Below are 21,694 nucleotides of genomic sequence, written 5' to 3' on the forward strand. Positions count from 1 at the left end.
TTTCAAGCGAATATATAAATAATTGTTTACAAATTTTTAAAAGAACTTTCTCCTCTTAAGCCTCAAAACCAATCAGGAAACCAACTGCCGCATGAGGGATAGCAGCGGTATCTCCCGATTTAGAAAAACAAGGCTTCTTAGCCGTAGTTTTTGTTAAACGGGAATTTAGCGAATAGCCCGGTCCGCTTTTTCTGCGGTGCATGCCATAAAAAAATCCGACCTGCTTATCGCAAATCGGATTGGTGTAAAAATGAGGCTTGTTAGTTTTGATTCACGGTGGTGTTTCGCTTTAAATATACATACACTGTGAGTACATTGATGACTGCCAGAATCCACAATAACGGATTGCTGAAAAAAGCCTGATAACCGTTTCCCTTTGGGATTTCGATAAGCGGGACTGTTACCAAAACGTCCAGAAGCAGTGCGGTACCCGTGATGACGATTCCTGTTTGAAGTCCCGATTTTCTGGCTGCTTTTTTATAATAAAACCAGGCAGCAAACCAGGCGTAGAAAATAATCGTAAAAGCAGCAATGAAAGCCTGCACAGTTTCAGATTTCTTAAAAAACGGAATGTGTTCCAAAACGTAAAAAGTGATCACAACACAAAGCCATGCAATAATGCCTGCTACTATGGCTCTTGGATAATTCATGATGTTGCTACCAGTTTAGGAGCATCCCAGATGCCTGTTTGCGCAGTTTCTTTTACGTAGTCGGTAAAATCTTTGGCTTTTCGGCCTAAGACTTTTTCAATGTCATTGGTGATACTCGAGTTTCGGCCATCCAAAACTTCAGAGAAAAGATAGTTTACCAGCCAAAGTTCGTCTTCCGGAACCTGATACTCACGGAGCATGCCAATATATTCGTCTACAGAAAGCGGCTGAAAGTGAATCTCTCTGTTCGTAATTTGGGCTATTTCGGCAACGGCCTGTTGAAAGCTAAGTAACCTTGGGCCGGTAAGTTCATATGTTTTTCCATTGTGTTTTTCGTTTAAAAGTGCTTCGGTTACCACGGCTGCAATATCATCAGCATCGGTAAAAGGTTCCAGTGTTTCGGCTCGTGCAATGGCTACGTAACCTGCCAGAATAGGTTCTAAAAAGATACTTTCGCTAAAATTCTGATTAAACCAGCTGGCCCTTACAATCGTCCAGTTTTTTGCGGTCGATTTTACAATTTCTTCGCAAACCTGCGCTTCTTTTTCGCCTCTTCCGGAAAGCAGTACGATTTTCTGAACGCCGTTTTGAGTAGCAAGAGTCGTAAATTTCTGAATCGTTTCCGGTGCTGACGGAATGGCCAGATCGGGTTGAAAAGTGATGTAAACGGTGTCGATACCGTCTATTACTTCAGACCAGGTTTCAGGATTTTCCCAGTAGAAGGGAGGGATTCCGCTTCTGGAACCGATGTAAACTTCGGCATTGCTGGTTTCTTTTAATAATTGCGCGACCCTGCGTCCGGTTTTTCCGTTTCCGCCAAGGATTAAAATTTTTTTCGTTTCCATCTTAAATGTTTTTTGATTAATGATAGTACAAAGATGCAGCTGTCATCATCATATCATTTGTCTGAAAAGAATTAAGATTTGTTTGAAAGGAATTGTTTTTTTACTTCATTCGGTCTTGACCCGAATTTCTTCTGAAAAGCATTCGAAAACGAGCTCAGACTTTCGTAACCAACTTCCCAGGCAGCTTCCTGTACCGTTTTGTCACTTTGAGAAAGTAATTCGTAAGCTTTGTTTAGCCGTTCTTCATGGATGTATTTGAAAATTGGAATACCAAATAACTCCTTGAAATTCTTTTTTAATTTGGTGCTGTTGAGACCAATTAGTTTTGACAATTCTGAGATAGTGGGAGGTTTTGAATACTGATCACTCACAATATCTTTTGCCTGAAAAAGTTTTTCTTTATCCTTTTCGCTCAGTTCTACTTTTCGTTTATCAGACAAAAGCGCAAAATAATGCGCCAGTAATTCATTAACCTGGCTTTTTAAAAATAGCAGTCTGGTATTGCCGGAGTAGGTAGTGTTAAAGATTTTTTGAACAGCAAGCTGCATGTCGAGCGTCATAAAATGAGTGGGACCTTTTACAAAATGTTCCTTTGGATGTAATAACTCAGGCAACTGCTTTTCGAAAATTTCTTTTTCGACCTGCGATAGTGTATGCAGGTTTTTAAGTTTTGTAAAAATACTGATGGACTGCAAAGGTTTATCAGGAGCAATTTTATGGGCAAATTCTACTTTTTGATTGCCGAAAAAAGAAATTGCCAGCCCGGTAGTATTCGTTAAATATTTTGTCTGATTGTTGTGTTTGATTTCTAACTCTACATTACCTGAACCATAAAAAGCAAAACCAACCGCATCTCCGTCTATTTCACATTTCTGAACAAAAGTTTTCTCGGCATTCGATTGCTCAATGAGTACGATAAAATTGTTTAATTCTATGATGTCGGTGGTCATGTTTTATGTGTACAGTTGGTTTAAATACTCTCAATCACACTTTCCAGTAATCTTCTCGATTTTGGTGTAGCCTCAATTCGGTTAAAATCATCCTCAGCACCATAACCAACTGCCATTGCAAATAATGGCTTGAAGGCTGACATATTAAGGATTTCTTTGTATTTATCAGATTCGATACCTTCCATAGCTGTCGAATCCAGGCCTAACGCAATACTTGCCGTCAAACCAACTCCCAGGGCGATATATACTTGCTGAGACAACCATGTTTTTAATTCGGCTTCAGGCTTACTGGCTTTAATCTGGTTGTACCAGTTTCTGCGGGCTTCGGGCATTTGTGTATCTACTATTTGCTGAAAAGCATCCAGATCATCTGCAACACTAAATACAACTATCAACTTTGCCTGATTTACTTTTTCCAGATTGTGCATTGAAACCGCTGCTAATTGTGCCTTAATTCCCGTATTTTGAACAAATGTAAATTTCCACGGCTGAATATTTATAGAAGAAGGACTCAGGTATAAAACCTCTTTTAAAGCTTCAATTTTTTCCTGCGGAATAGCCTTATCAGCATTGTACTTTTTCGCAGAGTATCTTTTTTTCATTAATTCCAAAATATTCATGGTACTGTATTTTAACGTTTTTAGTTTTATAGACTGTAAAGTTAAGCTGATAACCTGAATATTTCGATAATTGTAAGCTTAGTTTTGTAAACGAAATATATTTTATTGTTGTTTTTCAAAACAATATTACTCACCGGCACTCATTTTTCTTTCGTTTTCTGTCCGAGGTTTTCCACTCGCATTCGGTTCTCCTTTGCCTGTTGTAATGAGTTTTTTTAAACTATTTTGAATATAATTGGTCCAGGCATCCCTGCAGATTTCAAAACATTCGTAATCCGGAACCAAACCAACGTGCGTAAACTTAAGCTCTGTTTTTCCGTCTTTCTCCGTAATTTCAAAAGTAGGTTTAGTACCTGTCCATTCGGTTTCGTCTTCTGTAAACTTAAAATAGTTTTCCTCGACCAGCCAGACAATTTTCTGATTCGGAATCACTTCAGTCAATTTAACTTTACAGCGATGAATATCTTCATAATGATAATTAAATTCATCATTCAATTTTGCCGAATCGCCTTCAATTTCTTCCGACCACCAGCCACGAACATTAGTAATGGCATTAAAAACGGCTGATGGAGACCGGTCAACTTGTATAACTGTAGTAAAATCTGATGTGCTCATTTTGTCTGTTTTAAATAGTTATTGCACAAATTTAAAGTTTAAAATTCAATAGGTTAGGGGGGTAAAAGGACAACTTCAGTATCAATTCGGACAATTAGTATGATGAAGTTAAGGAGCAGAACATTCCTTTTCATCAGAACCTTTTGTCCTGCTGTCCGCTATATCTTTTATGGCAAACCCTGCCACAAAAGGATACCGCTTCCATCAGGGCTATTTCAGACTTTTATCATTTATAAGACTATTTGATACGCTCGTATTCAGATCTGTAGCAATCAGCGCATTCGTCTGTTAAATAAAGTTTCTTACCAATGATTTCAAAATACCGGTCTATAATATAGACTTGATTTGTGTATGCGTCACCCGGATTTATTACAATTACTTTTCGGGAACCTCCATCAGGTGATTGTCTGGTCTTAATAGAAAATTTTTGAGTCTCTGATAAAGTACCGTTAATATAAGTTTTTAAGGTATTGCCTGAGAACTCGATAACTTTGGTTTGTTTAGTCGTTTCCGGTGTCTGAGAACCGCCCGTAATTCCACCGGTCGTGATAATCCAATTCCACTTGCCTTTTAGATTATTTTTAGAAGACAAATCGTTGTCATCATTACTGCAGGAAATAAGGGCTGCGAAAATCAATAGTAAAGTAAACTTTTTCATGGTTTAAAATTTTAGGATAGTTTACTTAAGAGATATAAATTTTATAAAAAGGTTGCGTTATATTCATCTTTCATCTAATTGATTTAAAGTTAATAACGAAATATAAACCAAATGCTAATCATACCGAAAGCCGCTGTAAACAGTCCTTCAAAGACCAATAAAAATTAATTTCACATTTATTGCTTTCAAAAATAAAATTCCTGATACTCTTGTTTTAATATCTTAAGTTTACTTGGTTTTAAAAATGCCTATTAACAAATTGATTATATAGATGGGGAGTCCAACAAAGGCAATAAGTAGAAATTCATAAGCCAAAGTTATATTGATTATCAAGCTTCCATCGAACAGTGGAAAAGAAGGATTGCTGAGAAATAATTTACTGTAAAGAATAACCAGCCAATAAATAACAAAACTCCCGATTAAAATAGTAGTATGTATTAGAGTTAAATACTTTTGAAGTTGTTTTTTTAGGACCTTCTCAACCGACCAATATCCAAATCCATTGAAAAAGTAAAATATAAATAAAGCAATCGCTACATGAAGATTCGCAATTACGAAATAAGTATCATGAACATTAATATCTAAAGTTGAATCTGGATCAAATAATCCAATCAGTAAAATAATAACGGCAATAAGCCAAAACAAATGGTAAACTTTTATGTTTTTTTTAATCATACGTATGTTCAATACTTTAAATTCGATGCAATCTAATTACAATATTTTATAATTCTGTGTATTGATTCTTCAATCTTCAAAAAATGTTGTTGCATCACATTTTCTAATTCCAAAGTTCCGCCAAGAATCAGCATTTCTTTATGTTCAAAACGTTTCCCAAGACGATCGTCCAGCATAACGTTTTCGATACTTTGTGCGATTCCGATTTCAGTTAAAAAATTATTCGGATGTCCTGCGGTGCAGATCACAAGTCCCAGTTTCAGTATTTTCATTTTGTGAAAAGTATCGTTTTGGCCGTAAGCATATCCCACAGAATATACCCTGTCAAACCAGCCTTTTAGCTTTGCCGGACAATCACTCCACCAGACCGGATACAGAAAAATGATGCAGTCGGCTTTTTCGATCTTGGCGTGTTCTTCTAAAACATCCTGCGGAATTGGAAGTTCTATTTTTGCAAAACCTTCCCTTTCATATTCTGTTTCAGACATGTCTCCCTGAAAATTCATTTCGTACAAATCTGAAACCTCAAAACTCAGATTGTGTTTTTCCAGCAGAGATTTCAGGTGTTCAAAAAGCTGAAACGTATAGGACTTTTTACTCGGATGGCAGTAAACAATTAGTATATTCATTTTGAATCGAATTTGGTATTGATAAATGAAAATGTAATATTCAATTTGACATTGCAATTGCCATTGAATTTTGATATCGGTATCTATTTCAAACGTAACAAAACCCCTTTACGCTTCACAATGTTTTTACAGTCCCACTGAATTTCTCTAGCTTTCTGCAGCCAGTGGTTTATATTCTCTGGATTAATTTGTCCCACAGCAGTATAACGAAATTCGGCAGCTTTAAAAGAGTCTTCATTTGAAAGCAATTCTTCATCAAACGATGACCAATCCAAAACAATAGTCGGACACTGCCTTTTAATTTGCTGTACGCAACAATTGGATTGCCACCCAGGAACCAGACCAGGTGTGCATGCCATATTTTGTTTTCAGCTTCAGGCAGATTTGTATTTATGATTTTGACAAGTTGATTACAGATTTCTTTGTCTGGATCGTTTTGTGAATCATTGTATTCCTGAATGACTTTATTCATATAATTATATTTATTATTTAAGGAATAGAAAATGAAACGTTAAAAGTAAAGATAAAGAATTTTGTTATTTTAAAAAGTTTAGATTACAATCAGATCTGTTTATTAATTAAGATTTCTCTTGTATTTGTCTTTTTATTTTCATCCGATTGAATATATTCTTACCTGTAAAGAATAAGATTAGTAGAAGACTAATGACACCTCCCGTCATTTTAACGGAGCTAAATAGACTTGATACGAATACTCCGAAAGGAGATATTTGAGGGAAATTATTCATTAGAATTATTTGGGCTACATTTTCAAAAATGTCTGACAATGTTAATAAAAAGGGCAGAACGACATACCATTTTTCCTTTTTAATCAGGGCGGCAAGTAATAGGCTGTATCCCATACCTGAAATTGTAGTATAAAAAAAGTCAACAACAAGCATCTTAGAGTAGAATTTTCTTCCCACTTCTCCTAATTTTTGATATAAGTTTGTTATATATTCAAAATTATAGGTAAACAATTGGTCAGGGTTTTTCAAATTATCTGAATAGTGAAGGAATTCAGGGAGATAATGTACTATTAATAAAGCTTGTAACGCAAATCCAATTGCTAAAACAGGAAAGGTGATTTTAAATTTTCCATTTCTTAAAAAGAAATTTATTAGTTTTTTCATCTGTGAAATTTAAGGATTAATATTTCACAAAATTATTTTAGTAAATTCCTAATTGTGTTATCAATTGTTATCAGTTTGTATGAGCATTGATTTTTTTAAGCGGCTGAGAGAAACAGGGGTAATGCCTAAGTACGAGGCTATATGATGTTGTGAAACCTGCTTTTCTAAATTGGGATAAAACTTAATAAACTTCTGATATTTGTCTATAGCTTTTATTTGCATTAAGCAATCGTCTCTGTTTATAAGTCTGGTCAATTCTCTTTCCTTTATGGCTTTGCCTATTTCAGATAATTTTTTGGTTTTAGATAATAAGTCCTTCAATTGTTTTGAATCGAACACCAATAACTTTGTACGACATAAAGCCTGATAATTATAAGCAGAAAGAGAACTTTGGGTTCTAAGGGACAACGTACTCATAAAACTTCCTTCCTCAAAAAAGGAAGTACTTTTTTCATTACCTGCTTCATCTACAATAAAACCTCTGATTACTCCACTTTCTATAAAAATTTCTGTATCAGTTTTGTCACCCTCCCTGAAAATTATTTCATCTTTTTTCAAATGAATTGTAGTTCCAGTATTTTTTATGGAAGACCATTCGTTTTCATTCATAGGTGTTGGAATTTTCATAGTTTGTTGATTATTTTGTTTGGTAATGAATCCGATTCTGCTTTCAAAATCGGATTTATTTCTTGTGGATTATTCCACTATTTATAATAAAGGAATTAAATGTTCCCAGTTCAGTTGTTTGGCAAAATCGAGTGCTGTTTTCCCGTTGTTGGTTTTTGCATTAATATCAGCTCCGGAGTCTTTCAAAACTTGTATAGAAGTACTATTTCCTGCTATTGTTTCCCGATGTAAAAATGTATATCCTAAATCATCTTTTTTGTTGATTTCCTCTGGATTTTTTTTTAAGAATTCAATCAGGCTTTCTTTCATGTTTATACTCATCGGATGCTCAATCAAATTTTCAGGTTTTTCTTTTTGGTCAGAAACGATCTGGATATCATTAAAATCTCCAAAGGCCATGCCCCATGTGTCATCATGCTCGGTTCTTTCAGTTTCAGTCATTTCAGATCGCATAGCATGTATAGTAAATCCGCCGTATGTTTTTCCCTGACTCGCAAATAACCAGTCACTGATTTGATTCAAGGGGATTTCTACTTCATCGCCGTTGCTTATATTTGTTAGTTCATCAGGATCATTTACTAAAATGCCATAGATTTTTTCACCATCAAAGTTGATGTCATTGATCCACATATGCTCTACGATAGTTTCATTATCAACTTCCTGAGTAAAAGCTAATTTTACACAGGCAACATCGAGTCCGGGAATGATACGACGGTATTCCCAGGATAATTCTCTCCAGAAATACTTAAAAGTTTCCTGTGCTCTTTTAAAGGCGTCAATCATTTTCGGGCTTTCGCCGTCTGCAAAAAATATAGGGGTGTTTTCCATTTTATCATTTTTAATATTATATAAATTTATTTTTATTACATCAAAAAAACAATTTTGAAGTAACTTAATTAGAGTAGAAGTTTATACTTTATGGTAAAAAAAATCCGACCTGCAATTGCAAATCGGATTTTGTTATGGATTGTGTATATTTAATTCCTTTTATTATTCTACTTAGAGATCTTTACTTTTAGTTACTTTAGGAATATAAATAAGATAATCATAACCCTTTATAATTCTCGATAAGTATACATCATCTACTTTTAGCTTGTTTTGTAAAATAGATTTCTTTAATGGCCTTAAATCAAAACAGTACCATTGGTCATCTTTTAAAAGATTAAGAAAAGATTTAAAACTACTGTTATCATTGTCATCTTCTCCTTTTCCAACAAGCATTATATGTAACGATTTCCTATAATTTGCCTCTTCAATATTAGAAATTAAGTTACCGATATCATATATATCCGTTTTTGTTAATATAGTTTCGCCTTTTGGCACATGCACCGCACCAAATTTGAAAAGATTCTTTTTGTTTTTCCAATCGGGCATTTGGTTTAGCAAGATGCTTTTCATCAGTTGAATCCTTAAGGAATGATTTCTCTTAGTATAAATCTCTCTGCTTAACTTTAATGCTTCAATCTGTTTTCGCTCTTTATCGGAAAGTTTTAACTGCAACAACAAATCTATTTTTTGAAGGCAATCTTCAGAAAGCATGTAGTATTTTTCTAAACCCTCTTTTGACGAACTTTGTTTGGAATTATGAAGCATTTGATCATATATTTCAATCACTTTTTTATTTTTCGAAGTTTCCTTTAAATTTGAAATTATCATTTGATCTGCAAAAATGCTAATTTGTTCGACACCATATGTTTTGGTATTACGTTTTACTAAATTCTTAAACAAAGTAAATTCGGGTTCATACTCCAAAAAAGAAAAGTTTGTACTATATTCTTTAACAAAAAGATTAAGCTTTTCAGTAGACAGTGATTTAATTTTAGTTTCGATTATATCTACTGAATAAGGATCAACTTCAAGAAGATAATTATCAAACTGAACCTCATTGATAACAGCATTTGTGAAATAAGGAATTTCGTTTGTAGAGTGAGTTTCTCCCAATAAAACAGAATTAGATTGTTTTATTTCGTTTAGTAAAACATCCCATCCTTTTCCCTGAAATGAAATGTTTTTATCAATTTGGAAAGGAAAACCATTTTTTTGAACTAAACTGTCAAGTACTATGTTTTGAGCATAATTAAAATTGGTAATGAATAATGTAAGGAGTAGGAGTGTTATTTTTTTCATTTGGTATTATCTTTTTTCATTTTGTTTATTGAAGTTGTTTTTACTAGCGTATAACGTTAGACCGCTAGCCGTAGGTGTGTAAAAGCGGGCTGATTTCTCTATGCCACCATACAGTTTTTTCGTGAAGAAAAAACGCCAACCGCACAAGCACCAGCACATACCGCTAAAGGCGGTTGTGTGCAGTGACATTTGCACGAATTAGTTTTTTTTCAGTAATTTTGCCCTTAATTCCCAGACTACTTTTTTAGTTTCATCTAAAATTTCAATCGCTTTTTCTGTATCAGTTTTTAGTTTTTTGAAGTCAGATGATTTTATATCTTTTGCCATCAATACGTGCATTCTTGCTTTTTCAGTAAAAAGCCCTTCGTCAACGCTGTTTAAATCTAATTTTCCAAGTTTTTCACTATTATCATTTATAAGTGATTTGAGCATTCTTATGTTATTTTCGAGATCATTTGCTGACGAGGTAACGTCAGACACTTTACTTGAGAGAGTAGTAGTTTCACCTTTCTCAACTAAAATTATTATTTTTCTTTTCGCTATGCATATATATTCCAAATCTGAGCCCAAATACCCAAGTCGAAGGATGCATTCGTCTATTTTTTCTTCTTCAATTAAGTTTTTATACTCTTGGTTCAATTTTTTCACCCAATTATTGATGCTTAGTATCCCGCTAAAAATCGATGAATTACTCATTTGATCTTTATTAGTGTTGGGTTGTGCACTACTTTTTGACATGACGAAAAAGAAAGATATCATTACTATTAAAAGTTTTGTTTTCATATTTTGGCTGGCTTTTTTTGATTATATAATATAAATAGTAGTCCAATACATATAAGCAGGATGGGTATAAAAAGATATTCTATCCCTGAGTTATCGAAGCCTTTTTCCCAAATTCTTTTTAAAATATACCATTTAAGAGAGAGTCGGATAATTCCGTTAACAAGTAAAATATATCCGATAATTTGTTTAGTAAGCCTCATTTTGTTTCTTTTAAGGTTTATAGAAGACAATGCACACAAATTGTATGTTTACCTGACAACATTAAACTTATCTACCTAAAATTAGGTGGCTGTGTCTGAAAAATGTCAGATTTTATTGTCATCAAATATATAATAATTTCTTATAAATCCTCAAAAAGTATTATTGATTAATCAGGCGTTTTTAGTGCTTAAAAAAGAGTAATTCAATCATGAAACCGGATGCCGCATGAGGGATAGCAGCGATATCTCCCGATTTAGAAAAACAAGGCTTTTTAGCCGTAGTTTTTGTTAGCGAATAGCCCGACCCGCTTTTTCTGCGGGGCATGCCCATAAAAAAATCCGACTTGCTTCCACAAATCGGATTTTTTGAATTGAATTATATATAACCTAAAAGGTATGTATTACAAGTGAATTACTTCGCCGTAAGCATCTGCAACTGCTTCCATTACTGCCTCGCTCATAGTTGGGTGAGGGTGGATGGATTTTAAGATTTCATGACCTGTAGTTTCCAGTTTACGGGCTACAACTGCTTCAGCAATCATATCTGTAACTCCGGCACCAATCATGTGGCATCCTAACCATTCTCCGTATTTAGCATCGAAGATTACTTTTACGAATCCGTCAGCATTTCCGGCAGCTTTTGCTTTTCCTGAAGCAGAGAATGGGAATTTACCAATTTTTAATTCGTATCCTTTTTCTTTAGCCTGTTTTTCAGTTAAACCTACAGAAGCAATTTCAGGAGTTGCATACGTACAACCCGGAACGTTTCCGTAATCGATTGGGTCTACGTGTAAACCTTTGATTTTTTCCACACAGTTGATTCCTTCAGCAGAAGCTACGTGAGCCAAAGCCTGCCCAGGAGTAACGTCACCAATGGCGTAGTAACCAGGAATATTTGTTGCGTTGTAAGCGTTTACTAAGATTTTATCACGGTCTACAGCAATACCCACTTCTTCTAAACCGATATTTTCGATGTTTGTTTTGATTCCAACTGCAGAAAGTACGATGTCAGCTTCAAGGATTTCTTCTCCTTTAGCTGTTTTTACAGTTGCTTTAACACCAGCTCCTGAAGTATCTAATTTCTCAACAGATGAATTGGTCATTACTTTGATACCTGCTTTTTTCAAAGATTTTTCAAATTGTTTTGAGATATCTTCGTCTTCTACCGGTACTACGTTTGGCATAAATTCTACAATAGTAACATCTGTTCCCATTGAGTTGTAAAAGTGAGCAAACTCAACTCCAATAGCTCCGGAACCTACAATAATCATAGATTTTGGCTGTGTTGGCAACGTCATTGCCTGACGGTAACCAATTACTTTTACACCATCCTGAGGTAAGTTTGGTAACTCACGAGAGCGAGCTCCTGTAGCGATGATAATGTGGTCTGCACTATATTCTGTAACTTTATTGTCTTTGTCTGTAACGTCAAGTTTTTTTCCCGGTTTAAGTTTTCCGAAACCTTCAATAACGTCGATTTTGTTTTTTTTCATCAGGAAAGTAACTCCTTTGCTCATTCCTTCAGCAACTCCACGGCTGCGTTGTACTACTGCAGAGAAATCTTTGTCAAACTCAGAAACTGTCAATCCGTAATCAGAAGCATGTTTTAGGTAATCAAAAACCTGAGCCGATTTTAGTAATGCTTTTGTTGGGATACATCCCCAGTTTAAACATACACCACCTAAGTTTTCTTTTTCAACTACAGCTACTTTAAAGCCCAATTGTGATGCTCTAATCGCAGTAACATATCCGCCAGGACCACTTCCTAAAACAATAACGTCGTATTTCATTTTTTGCTTATTTATTTGTTATTTGTAAAAATGCAGTCGCCAACGCTCGTGTCATTTTTTTGGTTTTTAGTTTTAAATGCCGAAAATGAGTTTATAATTCCGAAACTCACTTTCCGATTTTTCTTTGTTATTTGTGCTTGCGAATTTAAGGATTTATTTTAAAAAATAGTTCAAAAATTTATTTTTACCGCTTATTGCTTTGGCTTTTTCACAGAAATCCAATGAATTGTTAATTGCAAATTGTGAATTATGAACTGTAAGTGGAAATTTTGAAGATAAATCTGAAAAATGAACTGTTTCCAAAAAAACAAAGTCCAAGGAACTTTTACAGCTCTTAGACTTTGCTCAGCGTGATATCATTAATAATACTATTAACAATTCACAATTAAATTTTTACATGTCCCCAGTTTTCACCGCTGGCAATGCGTCTGATCTGCATTTCGCTGACACCAAATTGTTTTGCAATCATTTTAAGACGTGTTTTTTGTTCAGGTCGTGCTAATATTTTTTTGATCAGCATTACTTTTGTCGTGGTTAATTTTCTTCCGTCTGATTTTATGTTGTGCTCAATCAGATTCTTTTTTGCCTGAATAACATGCGGGCTTTTACGGCTGTGTGCAATCATTTCGGCTCTTGTGGCCCAGCGCAGGTTGTTGACATCGTCGTTATTTCGGATATAGTCTAAATGAAGCACATAAGTCTGTTCTTCTGATTGTTTCGGAATAAAATACTGGGCAACTAATTTGTAAAGAAAAAGGTATTTGTTGACAATTTTATCATCTTGTCTGACTTTGAATCTAAAGGTGGGATATCCGTCACTCAAACCTCCTTTTAAAAGGCGTCCGTTTTGTATATCGTCTGTAAAGCTAATCAGTCTTCCTTTGTTTGAAATGGCATATCTAAATTGTAAGGACTCATTAATTTCTATTTCTTTGAATTCTTCATTTGGATAAAATCTAATCTGTGGCATGTTCTTTTGCATTTGAAATTCTAGTTATCTCAAAGATACAATTTCAAAGAAAAAAAAGCTATCTGCTTGATTATGAAGTGTGAATTTTATGATTCTTATAACGCTTTTTTAACTTTTAAAAACATTATGATGCTGTTTTCGTCAGTTAAAAGTTATAAATTAACAATATATAAGAGTTTTTAAGATATTTCCGAATGCATTTTTGAACTGAAAAGTGCCTGAATTTATTGGTCGAGCCAATTTTTAAAATTGTTTATTTCTTTTTTGCTAATTATAATTGGGTCATTTTCTACAGCCGGAACGGTAAGAGTGAGCTCAATTTTCTGATTGGAATGTTTTACGACTTCCTTGATTATATTTCTGCTTACGATGTATTTACGATTTACTTTAAAGAATAAGAATGGATCAAGGGAGTTGATTATATCTGTAAGGGTATTGTCGTATAAATAACTGTTTCCGGACTTGGTATAAATAAACAAATGCTTTCCGGATGCAGCAAAATAAGTGATTTCCGTTTCATTTATCGAAATCAGCTTATATCCGTGATTCACCAGAAAATGTCGCTGTATTTTAGATGTTTCAGGGTTCTCCAGTGCCACAAGCGATTGCAGGGTTGCATCGGTATTAAAACTGTCTTTGATCTTTTGAAATTTGAGTAAGGCTTCTAAAAGTTCCTGCTCTTCAAAAGGTTTTAAAAGATAATCAATGGTAAAATGCTTAAAAACTGAAATGGCATAAGAATCGTAAGCGGTAATAAAAATGACCGGGCAGGAAACCGTGGCCATCTCAAAAATTTCAAGACTTTTTCCGTCACCGAGATGAATGTCCATAAAAGCTAAATCGACATTGTTTTCGTTAAAAAATGCAACAGCTTCTTTTACAGATTTTAAAACGGTAGTCTGAGCTATTTGTAAAACATTCTGATGCTCTAAAATGGATTGTAAATAACTTGAAGCAAGATATTCATCTTCAACGATTGCAATTTTCATCTTCTATTTTGAGATAAATTTAAAGCTCATCTTAAACCTTAAAATATTTTGCAAATATAGTTGACTCTGCTTTTTTTACAACATTTTTAAAATAAAAAAGGCCCAGTTTCGCAACTGGACCTTTTTTGGGATTTAATAGGTATTATAGATTGGGATTGTTTAATCTCGCGTTTGCCGGGTAAATAATGGTATATCGAGGATCGTTTTGGATCAATGTATAAGTGTCACCGTCAAATGTGTGAACGATTTGTTTTTGAGAAGTTCTTCTCAAATCAAACCAGCGTTGTCCTTCAACAGCAAACTCACGGCGTCTTTCTTCTAAAATAAAGCTTGTTAAATCTACCCCATTCATACTATTAACATCGCTTTCAAGCTGCGTGTAAGCAGCTGCTGTATATCTGTTTTTGATGAAACTTAAAACAGTTGTCTTAGCATCAGAAATATTATTCAGTTTTAATGAAGTTTCAGCTTTTGTCAGATATAATTCAGAAGTTCTGAAAGAACATTTTTGCTCGTCATTAGCTCCTTTTTGAATTCTGAAACGGCTTCCGCTGGCTACAAAGTAGAGAGGAAAACGTAAATCAGTTGTTTTGTTGTAAGCTGCAATTAATTCTGGCGAAGCATATGAAGCTCCTTTTAGTCCATTTATATAAGTAAGTTCAAGAGCTAAAATAGATTCTTTGGAATCATATTTAGTTGCAAAAACAGGAGTTGTTTTTAAATCAACTAAATTGCTGTTGATTGCTAAAGCATTGTTTGCAGCATCTAAAGATTTTTGCCATTTTTGCTGGTATAAGTAAATACGGCTTTCTAAACTGTATAATGCCACTTTAGAGAAACGGTAATTTTTACCTGTTACTTGAGAATCTACGTTAATAAAATCTTTAGCTTTTTCAGTATCAGAAATAATTTGGTTGTAAATTACTTCAACACTTTGAGGAACGTATGCTTGCTCTAAATCTATTTCTAAAGCCAATGGAATTCCTTTATCTGAACTAGCTGTTGCAGCATTATAAGGTTTCCCGAAAAGGTTAACCAAATCAAAATAAGCCATAGCTCTTAAAGCGTAAGCTTCTCCAACTAATTGATTTTTTTCTGGAGATTCAGCTAATTTTTTAGACGCTTCGTTAATGATAACGTTTGTGTAAAAAATCACAGTATACAAATCCTGATATGGGAACGTAATTGTTATACGATCCGGATTAGTATCTTTCCAGGTATAAATATCTTTATAAACGTTGATTTCATCACTAAACTCATTCATTGTTAATTCGTCTGTACGAACTGCTGTCAATGATTTATGCTCTGGATAAACAGTATATCCTTGTGTTAAAACTGCACGAAATTGATCTAATGTTTCCGGAATAACTCGCCCAACCGGAGTAATGTCCAGATAATCATCACAGCTGCTTACTGCAATGGCTGCAACGAAAAGTACTATATATTTTGAGAATTTTTTCATCTTTAATTGTATTAGAAAGTTACATTACATCCTAAAGTAAATGACTTAGGAACTGGTTGTGCATAAATGTTTCCGAAAGTTTCCGGGTCAAAGTAACCTTTGTAATCAGAACTAATTACGAATAAGTTTCTTGCCTCAACATTGAATCTGATGCTCGCAATATTGATTTGATCTGTAAATGCTTTAGGGAATGTATAACCTAAACGCATACTGCTTAATCTCATATAACTCATTTCACTGGCCCATGTATCTAAATAATTTAAGGTAGGCATTTGATTTCCGCCAGAATACCATAAATATGGCATGTAAGAGTCTCCTGTTCCTGAATCTTTACCATTAATTGCTGGTAAGTTAGAAGATGTATTAGTTGAAGACCATGCATTTAAAATATCTCTACTGTAATTTTGTCCTCTGTCTACTAATGTTCCGTTATAAGGAGGAGTTCTTGTTACAGTTTGTTTGATATTAAATGAAGCCGCAATTGTTAAATCAAAATTATGAACTTTGAAAGTATTTGTAAGACCTCCTGTAAATTTAGGATCTCTATCACCTAAGTAAGTAAACAAATCTCTGAACTCACTTGCTGTTAGATTTGATTGTGTAAGTTCTCCTGGGAAAAAGTCAGCAAAAGGATCATATAAACCAAAGAATGTTTGAGAATTTACTGTTTCTCCTTTTTTATTTACAAATAAAGGATATCCGTTTTCATCAATTCCTTTCGTTTTAAATCCAAAAACAGCATTTACAGGGCGGCCTTCTCTGTTTGGTAAATAATCTGTATCACGAACCTCTATACGATCAATATTACTTTTGTTGTGAGAAAAGTTGATACTAGTATTCCACTTAAAATTTGGAAGATCAATATTTTTTGTAGATAAAGTGATTTCATAACCTTTATTACTTACTTGTGCCCAGTTCATGTTTGTAAACTCAAAACCGTTTTCTAAAGGAAGAGATCTTAAACCAATTAAGTCTTTACTTTTTCTTCCGTACAAATCAGTCACAATGCTGATACGATTGTTAAATAACCCAATATCGGCTCCAATGTTGGTATTGGTAGTTTTTTCCCAACGTAATTTATCGTTTGGAGGACTTTCAACAACAATTGTTGGTTCTGTCTGACCAGGAAGGATAATCGTTGTACTGTTTTTACCTACTACAAAAGGCGAAGTGCCTTTGTCAATATTTCCTTGTAAACCGTAAGAAGCACGAAGTCTTAAGTTAGATAATGTTAAGTTGTCTTTTAAGAAATCTTCTTCAGAAACTGCCCATGAAGCAGATGTTGACCAAAGTGGCAAATATTTATATTTAGGATCTACACCAAATAAGTCAGAACCATCATATCTGACACTTCCAAATACACTATATTTTCTGTTGTAGGTATACGAAGCAGTTGCGAAGAAAGAAGCAAATGCATTTTCATTTTTAGCTTTGGCGTATGCTATCCAATCTGATTCTTTTGCGAAACCTGTATTTGGAAAAACAATTTGTTGTGTTGTTAAATTCTTTTCGTCAAAACCAAATCCTTTAGTTGCAATAGATGTTGAATAATTTCTTCTTAACTCATTACCAATCATTGCTTCGATTTCGTGTTTTTCGCCTATTTTTTTAGAGAAATTTGCCATTGTTTTCAGGTTGTACTGAAAAAAATCTGTATTTAAATTTTGAATAACACCACCAACCGGAAGGAAATACAGCTGATTTCCACCACTAAAATAGCTCGATTTTTCTCTTAGGTTTCGGGTATAATAAGTGTCTTTACCAGCAAATTTTTCGCTAGCTGAATTATCTAATTGTAAACCTAATTGAGAAGTTAATTTTAAATCCGGAGTAATTTTGTATTCAGCATCCAATAAGGCTTTTATAGCCCTAGTTTTTAATTCGTGAGAAGTATTTGCTCTTTCTTCTAAGAAATTAAAAGGTACTTTACGCTCTGAATAGCCTACAATATCATCGTCGTATTTATAGCTTCCGTCAGCATTGAATGGAACTAAATATGGATTTACATTTCTGGAATAGTTAGAAGGGCTTGTAAATGCGTAAGAATCTGTTAGATAAGATGTGGATTTGTTTTCAGAACCAAAAATACCAACACCAACTTTAAATTTGTCGGTTATCTCAAAGTTGTTTTTTAAGGTTAAGTTGTAACGTTTAAATCCTGTTCCAACGGTTGTTCCTTTTTCATCATAGTATCCTAAAGAGAAATAGTAATCTGATTTTTCTCCGCCACCTGATAAACTTAAACCGTGCTGTGTATTTACAGCAGTTTGGTATAATAAGTTGCCCCAGTTTGTATTGTTATTTCTTAAATCATTGATAGATTGTTGTGTCGCCGGACTCAAAGAAGAGAATCCGCCTGTTCTGAAGGCTGCTAATTCATTTGCTCCATTAAGGATACGCGCGATCTCTCCGCCTGAGTCTCTGTAAGTCAAATCAGAACGACTTGCCATGTTAAGTTCTAAATCAACCTTTTCGCTTGCGTTCATCAAGTTTAATTTAGAAAAGTCAGGTCTTTGTGTAATAAATACGTTGGTGTTAAAATTAACAACCATTTTACCGGCTTTACCTTTTTTAGTAGTTACCACAATCACCCCATTTGCAGCACGTGCGCCGTAAATAGCAGTTGCAGCCGCATCTTTTAAAATGGTAATATCTTTAATATCATCCGGGTTTAAACCAGAAATAGAATAGTTGCTTAATACATCGATATTATCTTTATCAAAGTTTTTAGGAACTTCATTTCCTTCTAATGGTAAACCATCAAGTACCCATAACGGATCTTGTGTGCCACTTAGAGAAGCAGTACCCCTGATTCTGATTTTTGCAGGTGCCCCAGGTGCTCCGGATGGTGTACTTACAGCAACCCCCGCAATCTGTCCTACCAATAACTGGTCGATACTGGAAACCCCTGTCTGCTGAATGGCAGCCATGTCGATTTTAGTAACTGCTGCAGTAAGCTTTCTTTTTTCAATTTTTTGGTAACCTGTTACAACAACCTCCTGAAGTTTTGCTGTTTCAGACTTTAAATTGATAGTATAATCTCTCTGTGCTGAAAGATCTAAAGTATAAGAAACATATCCCATAAAAGTTACTCTCAGGGAAGTTACATTTTTTGCTATTTTTAATTGAAATTTTCCATCAAAATCGGTAGTAGTTCCGATAGTTGAACTCTGGATAATTCCAGCCATTGAAGTTTTATTGGAAATGGAATTGTTTTCGACAAAAATAGACGCTCCAGGAATAGGGGATTTGTCACTTTCATCCAGTATTATTCCCGTAATCGTTCGGGTTTCCTGCGAATATCCTGCGATGGCCAGGAACAGCAGTAAGGCATGTAGAATTTTTTTCATGTTTTTGGATTGGGTTATGTATTAAAAGGTTGTATTATTCAGGGCTTTTTCGATTCGTTGTATCAAATCGCGGTAATGGTTTTGGGTCGATTGATCTCCTGTACTTCTTTTTGTTCTTAACAATTGAAGTACTTTGCCCAATTCTCCTTTTTTATCAGAAGTCACCTCTGTAACTCTTTTTAAAAAAGACTGATTGATGTTTCTTGCCATATGTTCATCATCCAGAGAACATAAATGAGGCATTTGTAATGTTTCTCGTAAGTCGATTATGTTTTTAGGGTCTGTTTTTTCAAATAATTTATTTGTCGAAATAATTAAAACATCCACATAATTCTTTTGTGTCATACGTTCCAGAATAGTAAGTGATTTGTTTTGGATAGTTCCTGAAAATACATTCTGATGCATTTTTTTAAACAGATCATTTACGGCAAAAACCTTCTCATTGGTTTTATTTCGTTGGTATAATTCGTTTTCTGTCATTCGAAGCAAACGATCATCGCTTAATAATTTATATATAATATCATATTGTAATTCTCTTGATAATGTATACGGAGTGTACTCATAGGGTCCAAGAGGAGTATCTTTCAGCGGATTTGTTTTGTCTAAAATGTCATTAAAGAATAACCATTGCGGAATCGTAAGTGCATTTTTAAGTAAATAATCGGCTGCTCTTTTCTGCATGGCTGCAGGAACCGGAACATAACTTTGTTTGTTATCGCCGTGAACAGTTCTGTTCAGGTAAATACCTCCAATATTGTTCATCACATGACGATTGTACATTTGCCATTGTCCGATAGCTCCAATATAAAGCTTACCTGTTTCGTAATAAGACTGATCTTTATCGTATGTCCAGTTTAATATATTATCGACAACACGTTTTAAGTTTTTTAAACCGTATTCACTTGCTTTTACAGCATCGTTTCCTAAATCTTCAGACTGTGAACGTGGATCAATTACTTCTCCCTGCTGTTCACCATAAAAATAAACAGGATCGTTTTGGTGTTTGGCAATCAGAGTGTTTAGCTTAACTGTTTCGTTTTCATTAGGCGAGTACCATCTGTATCCCCATTCGATGGCATACTTATCGTATTCCCCAATTTTAGGGGTAATAACCGTAACGCTATCTTCCGGCTGTGCTACATAATTGTATCGGGCATAATCCATGATAGAGGGAGCAGTGCCGCCCATTTTTGCCGTGAATTCTTTAGAACGTAAAGACTCAACATCATAAGCAAACGAAGATCCCATATTGTGTTTTAAACCAAATGTGTGTCCTACTTCGTGAGACGATGCAAAACGTATTGCTTCTCCCATATGTTCATTACTAAAAGTGTTTCCTCTGGCTTTCGGATCAATCGGACCGGTCTGTATACGCATCCAGCTTTGAAGGGAAGTCATCACATTGTGCCACCAGATAATGTCTGCTTCAATAATTTCACCGCTTCTCGGGTCAACAACAGATGGCCCCATAGCATTGGATTTTGGAGATGCCGCATAGGTAATTACAGAATAACGTACATCATCAATGTCAAAATCTAAATCATTTTCAGTAGGTTCTTTTGCAATAATAGCATTTTTAAAACCAGCTTTTTCAAAGGCCGTTTGCCAATCGTGAACACCGTCAATAATATATTTTCTCCATTGTTTTGGGGTTGATGGATCAATATAATACACGATTGGCTTTTTAGGCGCTACTAATTCTCCTTTTAAATATCGTTCTTCATCTTCTTTTTTGGGTTCTAAACGCCAGCGTGTAATCAATTCTTTTTCAAGCATTGCCTGCTGTGCATCGGCAAAATACCAATGCTTTTCAGTGAAATACCCAATACGGTTATCAGAAAAACGAGGTTTCATTGGGGTTTTGTCCAATAGAATAATATTACTTGTAACGCCAAGGGTTACTGATGTTAGAATTCCGTCTTCAGGAATAGAAGTCGTTAACTGCGACTTTACAATAATGTTTTTAGGAAACGATTTTGTGGTTTCAATATAGGATAAATCAGATTTTACAGAATTGATTAATCCAGTATTGCTTATTAAGTCGTTGAAACTCTTTTGTTTGCCGTCAAAAACTTTGTTTACTTTAATAACAACCGAAGTCGAGTCGTTATTTTTACTTTCAATATCAAAAACCTCAATAATAGATTCTGAAAAATTATCTTTTACAGAAGCTGTTATAGCATCATCTTTAGGAGAAGAAACTTTTGGGAGATAAGACTTAACCCAAACTTTATTTGCAATTGTATCTTTATGAAAACTAATGACTTTGTTCTCATAATTCATTCCTTTGTTTAGGCCATATTCGTTTATCTGAAAAGGAACCTGTGATACTTTGTTTACAACTAAAAACTCTCTTTTAAATAAGCTGTCCTGAATTTCGAAATAAACATCAGTTTTAACTTGTATAATATTGAAGAGCCCTTTTTTTACAGTTCCTTTTTTTACAAGGTCATTATATTTTTTTCCTTTTTTGGCTTCAGTAGAATCTTTTTTTACTAATTCAGTTTCTGCGTCTTTTTTCTTTTTCTTTTGTGAAAGAACCGTAACAGGAATGAATAATAATAAAATGAATAAACAGAATAATTTTACATGATGCAGGAATGCCTTTTCCCTCATTTGTTGTT

The 21,694-nt window shown here is 34.4% G+C and carries 20 protein-coding genes; all 20 read right to left on the reverse strand.

Annotated elements, in window-relative coordinates; translation table 11 throughout:
* Positions 1-55: 55 nt before the first annotated feature.
* Positions 56-202: a hypothetical protein gene (locus DMB68_RS23275; RefSeq protein WP_165830080.1), complete on the reverse strand. Its 147-nt coding sequence runs from the start codon at positions 200-202 to the stop codon at positions 56-58.
* Between the two features lie 58 nt (positions 203-260).
* Positions 261-650 (reverse strand): DUF5367 family protein, encoded by a 390-nt coding sequence (locus tag DMB68_RS02595; RefSeq protein WP_110345107.1) that lies wholly within the window; start codon positions 648-650, stop codon positions 261-263.
* Complete coding sequence (locus tag DMB68_RS02600) at positions 647-1,495, reverse strand: Rossmann-fold NAD(P)-binding domain-containing protein (protein WP_110345108.1); 849 nt, start codon at positions 1,493-1,495, stop codon at positions 647-649. The genes DMB68_RS02595 and DMB68_RS02600 overlap by 4 nt, the downstream gene beginning before the upstream one ends.
* 71 nt (positions 1,496-1,566) lie before the next feature.
* Positions 1,567-2,445, reverse strand: coding sequence for a helix-turn-helix domain-containing protein (locus DMB68_RS02605; protein ID WP_110345109.1), 879 nt, complete (start codon positions 2,443-2,445; stop codon positions 1,567-1,569).
* A 20-nt stretch (positions 2,446-2,465) separates the two neighbouring features.
* Positions 2,466-3,065: a nitroreductase family protein gene (locus tag DMB68_RS02610; RefSeq protein WP_110345110.1), complete on the reverse strand. Its 600-nt coding sequence runs from the start codon at positions 3,063-3,065 to the stop codon at positions 2,466-2,468.
* Positions 3,066-3,191: 126 nt separating this feature from the next.
* Positions 3,192-3,680, reverse strand: a complete 489-nt coding sequence (locus DMB68_RS02615) for an SRPBCC family protein (protein ID WP_110345111.1) — start codon at positions 3,678-3,680, stop codon at positions 3,192-3,194.
* 238 nt (positions 3,681-3,918) lie between these two features.
* The gene (locus DMB68_RS02620; RefSeq protein WP_110345112.1) at positions 3,919-4,338 is read right to left on the reverse strand and encodes a hypothetical protein; all 420 of its coding nucleotides are present in this window, start codon (positions 4,336-4,338) and stop codon (positions 3,919-3,921) included.
* A 707-nt stretch (positions 4,339-5,045) separates the two neighbouring features.
* Positions 5,046-5,642, reverse strand: a complete 597-nt coding sequence (locus DMB68_RS02630) for an NAD(P)H-dependent oxidoreductase (protein WP_110345114.1) — start codon at positions 5,640-5,642, stop codon at positions 5,046-5,048.
* Between the two features lie 83 nt (positions 5,643-5,725).
* On the reverse strand, positions 5,726-6,001 hold the full coding sequence (locus DMB68_RS02635; RefSeq protein ID WP_231131564.1) for a hypothetical protein: 276 nt from the start codon (positions 5,999-6,001) through the stop codon (positions 5,726-5,728).
* A gap of 219 nt (positions 6,002-6,220) precedes the next feature.
* Positions 6,221-6,772, reverse strand: coding sequence for a hypothetical protein (locus tag DMB68_RS02640; RefSeq protein ID WP_110345115.1), 552 nt, complete (start codon positions 6,770-6,772; stop codon positions 6,221-6,223).
* A 60-nt stretch (positions 6,773-6,832) separates the two neighbouring features.
* On the reverse strand, positions 6,833-7,399 hold the full coding sequence (locus DMB68_RS02645; protein ID WP_110345116.1) for a Crp/Fnr family transcriptional regulator: 567 nt from the start codon (positions 7,397-7,399) through the stop codon (positions 6,833-6,835).
* 81 nt (positions 7,400-7,480) lie between these two features.
* Positions 7,481-8,227 (reverse strand): DUF2314 domain-containing protein, encoded by a 747-nt coding sequence (locus tag DMB68_RS02650; RefSeq protein ID WP_110345117.1) that lies wholly within the window; start codon positions 8,225-8,227, stop codon positions 7,481-7,483.
* A gap of 171 nt (positions 8,228-8,398) precedes the next feature.
* The gene (locus tag DMB68_RS02655; protein WP_110345118.1) at positions 8,399-9,526 is read right to left on the reverse strand and encodes a hypothetical protein; all 1,128 of its coding nucleotides are present in this window, start codon (positions 9,524-9,526) and stop codon (positions 8,399-8,401) included.
* Positions 9,527-9,724: 198 nt separating this feature from the next.
* Positions 9,725-10,309 carry a hypothetical protein gene (locus DMB68_RS02660; RefSeq protein ID WP_110345119.1) on the reverse strand — a complete coding sequence of 195 codons (585 nt, stop codon included), beginning with the start codon at positions 10,307-10,309 and terminating at the stop codon, positions 9,725-9,727.
* Between the two features lie 601 nt (positions 10,310-10,910).
* Positions 10,911-12,299, reverse strand: a complete 1,389-nt coding sequence (lpdA, locus tag DMB68_RS02670; RefSeq protein WP_110345121.1) for a dihydrolipoyl dehydrogenase — start codon at positions 12,297-12,299, stop codon at positions 10,911-10,913.
* Between the two features lie 385 nt (positions 12,300-12,684).
* Complete coding sequence (locus DMB68_RS02675; RefSeq protein ID WP_110346323.1) at positions 12,685-13,269, reverse strand: NUMOD4 domain-containing protein; 585 nt, start codon at positions 13,267-13,269, stop codon at positions 12,685-12,687.
* 224 nt (positions 13,270-13,493) lie between these two features.
* A complete protein-coding gene (locus DMB68_RS02680) occupies positions 13,494-14,258 on the reverse strand; it encodes a LytR/AlgR family response regulator transcription factor (protein WP_110345122.1) in 765 nt (254 codons plus the stop codon).
* A gap of 142 nt (positions 14,259-14,400) precedes the next feature.
* Positions 14,401-15,720: a RagB/SusD family nutrient uptake outer membrane protein gene (locus tag DMB68_RS02685; protein ID WP_110345123.1), complete on the reverse strand. Its 1,320-nt coding sequence runs from the start codon at positions 15,718-15,720 to the stop codon at positions 14,401-14,403.
* Between the two features lie 11 nt (positions 15,721-15,731).
* Positions 15,732-19,070, reverse strand: a complete 3,339-nt coding sequence (locus tag DMB68_RS02690; RefSeq protein ID WP_110345124.1) for a SusC/RagA family TonB-linked outer membrane protein — start codon at positions 19,068-19,070, stop codon at positions 15,732-15,734.
* 21 nt (positions 19,071-19,091) lie between these two features.
* Positions 19,092-21,686 (reverse strand): zinc-dependent metalloprotease, encoded by a 2,595-nt coding sequence (locus DMB68_RS02695; protein WP_110345125.1) that lies wholly within the window; start codon positions 21,684-21,686, stop codon positions 19,092-19,094.
* Positions 21,687-21,694 lie beyond the last annotated feature (8 nt).

The sequence above is a fragment of the Flavobacterium hydrophilum genome, assembly GCF_003202405.1.
GTDB classification, from domain to species: Bacteria; Bacteroidota; Bacteroidia; order Flavobacteriales; family Flavobacteriaceae; genus Flavobacterium; species Flavobacterium hydrophilum.

What these genes read in the sequence shown, in the direction of transcription:
- DMB68_RS23275 (WP_165830080.1), bottom strand. Translation starts at nt 202, where the DNA reads ATGCACCGCAGAAAAAGCGGACCGGGCTATTCGCTAAATTCCCGTTTA.
- DMB68_RS02595 (WP_110345107.1), bottom strand. Translation starts at nt 650, where the DNA reads ATGAATTATCCAAGAGCCATAGTAGCAGGCATTATTGCATGGCTTTGT.
- DMB68_RS02600 (WP_110345108.1), bottom strand. Translation starts at nt 1,495, where the DNA reads ATGGAAACGAAAAAAATTTTAATCCTTGGCGGAAACGGAAAAACCGGA.
- DMB68_RS02605 (WP_110345109.1), bottom strand. Translation starts at nt 2,445, where the DNA reads ATGACCACCGACATCATAGAATTAAACAATTTTATCGTACTCATTGAG.
- DMB68_RS02610 (WP_110345110.1), bottom strand. Translation starts at nt 3,065, where the DNA reads ATGAATATTTTGGAATTAATGAAAAAAAGATACTCTGCGAAAAAGTAC.
- DMB68_RS02615 (WP_110345111.1), bottom strand. Translation starts at nt 3,680, where the DNA reads ATGAGCACATCAGATTTTACTACAGTTATACAAGTTGACCGGTCTCCA.
- DMB68_RS02620 (WP_110345112.1), bottom strand. Translation starts at nt 4,338, where the DNA reads ATGAAAAAGTTTACTTTACTATTGATTTTCGCAGCCCTTATTTCCTGC.
- DMB68_RS02630 (WP_110345114.1), bottom strand. Translation starts at nt 5,642, where the DNA reads ATGAATATACTAATTGTTTACTGCCATCCGAGTAAAAAGTCCTATACG.
- DMB68_RS02635 (WP_231131564.1), bottom strand. Translation starts at nt 6,001, where the DNA reads ATGGCATGCACACCTGGTCTGGTTCCTGGGTGGCAATCCAATTGTTGC.
- DMB68_RS02640 (WP_110345115.1), bottom strand. Translation starts at nt 6,772, where the DNA reads ATGAAAAAACTAATAAATTTCTTTTTAAGAAATGGAAAATTTAAAATC.
- DMB68_RS02645 (WP_110345116.1), bottom strand. Translation starts at nt 7,399, where the DNA reads ATGAAAATTCCAACACCTATGAATGAAAACGAATGGTCTTCCATAAAA.
- DMB68_RS02650 (WP_110345117.1), bottom strand. Translation starts at nt 8,227, where the DNA reads ATGGAAAACACCCCTATATTTTTTGCAGACGGCGAAAGCCCGAAAATG.
- DMB68_RS02655 (WP_110345118.1), bottom strand. Translation starts at nt 9,526, where the DNA reads ATGAAAAAAATAACACTCCTACTCCTTACATTATTCATTACCAATTTT.
- DMB68_RS02660 (WP_110345119.1), bottom strand. Translation starts at nt 10,309, where the DNA reads ATGAAAACAAAACTTTTAATAGTAATGATATCTTTCTTTTTCGTCATG.
- lpdA (WP_110345121.1), bottom strand. Translation starts at nt 12,299, where the DNA reads ATGAAATACGACGTTATTGTTTTAGGAAGTGGTCCTGGCGGATATGTT.
- DMB68_RS02675 (WP_110346323.1), bottom strand. Translation starts at nt 13,269, where the DNA reads ATGCCACAGATTAGATTTTATCCAAATGAAGAATTCAAAGAAATAGAA.
- DMB68_RS02680 (WP_110345122.1), bottom strand. Translation starts at nt 14,258, where the DNA reads ATGAAAATTGCAATCGTTGAAGATGAATATCTTGCTTCAAGTTATTTA.
- DMB68_RS02685 (WP_110345123.1), bottom strand. Translation starts at nt 15,720, where the DNA reads ATGAAAAAATTCTCAAAATATATAGTACTTTTCGTTGCAGCCATTGCA.
- DMB68_RS02690 (WP_110345124.1), bottom strand. Translation starts at nt 19,070, where the DNA reads ATGAAAAAAATTCTACATGCCTTACTGCTGTTCCTGGCCATCGCAGGA.
- DMB68_RS02695 (WP_110345125.1), bottom strand. Translation starts at nt 21,686, where the DNA reads ATGAGGGAAAAGGCATTCCTGCATCATGTAAAATTATTCTGTTTATTC.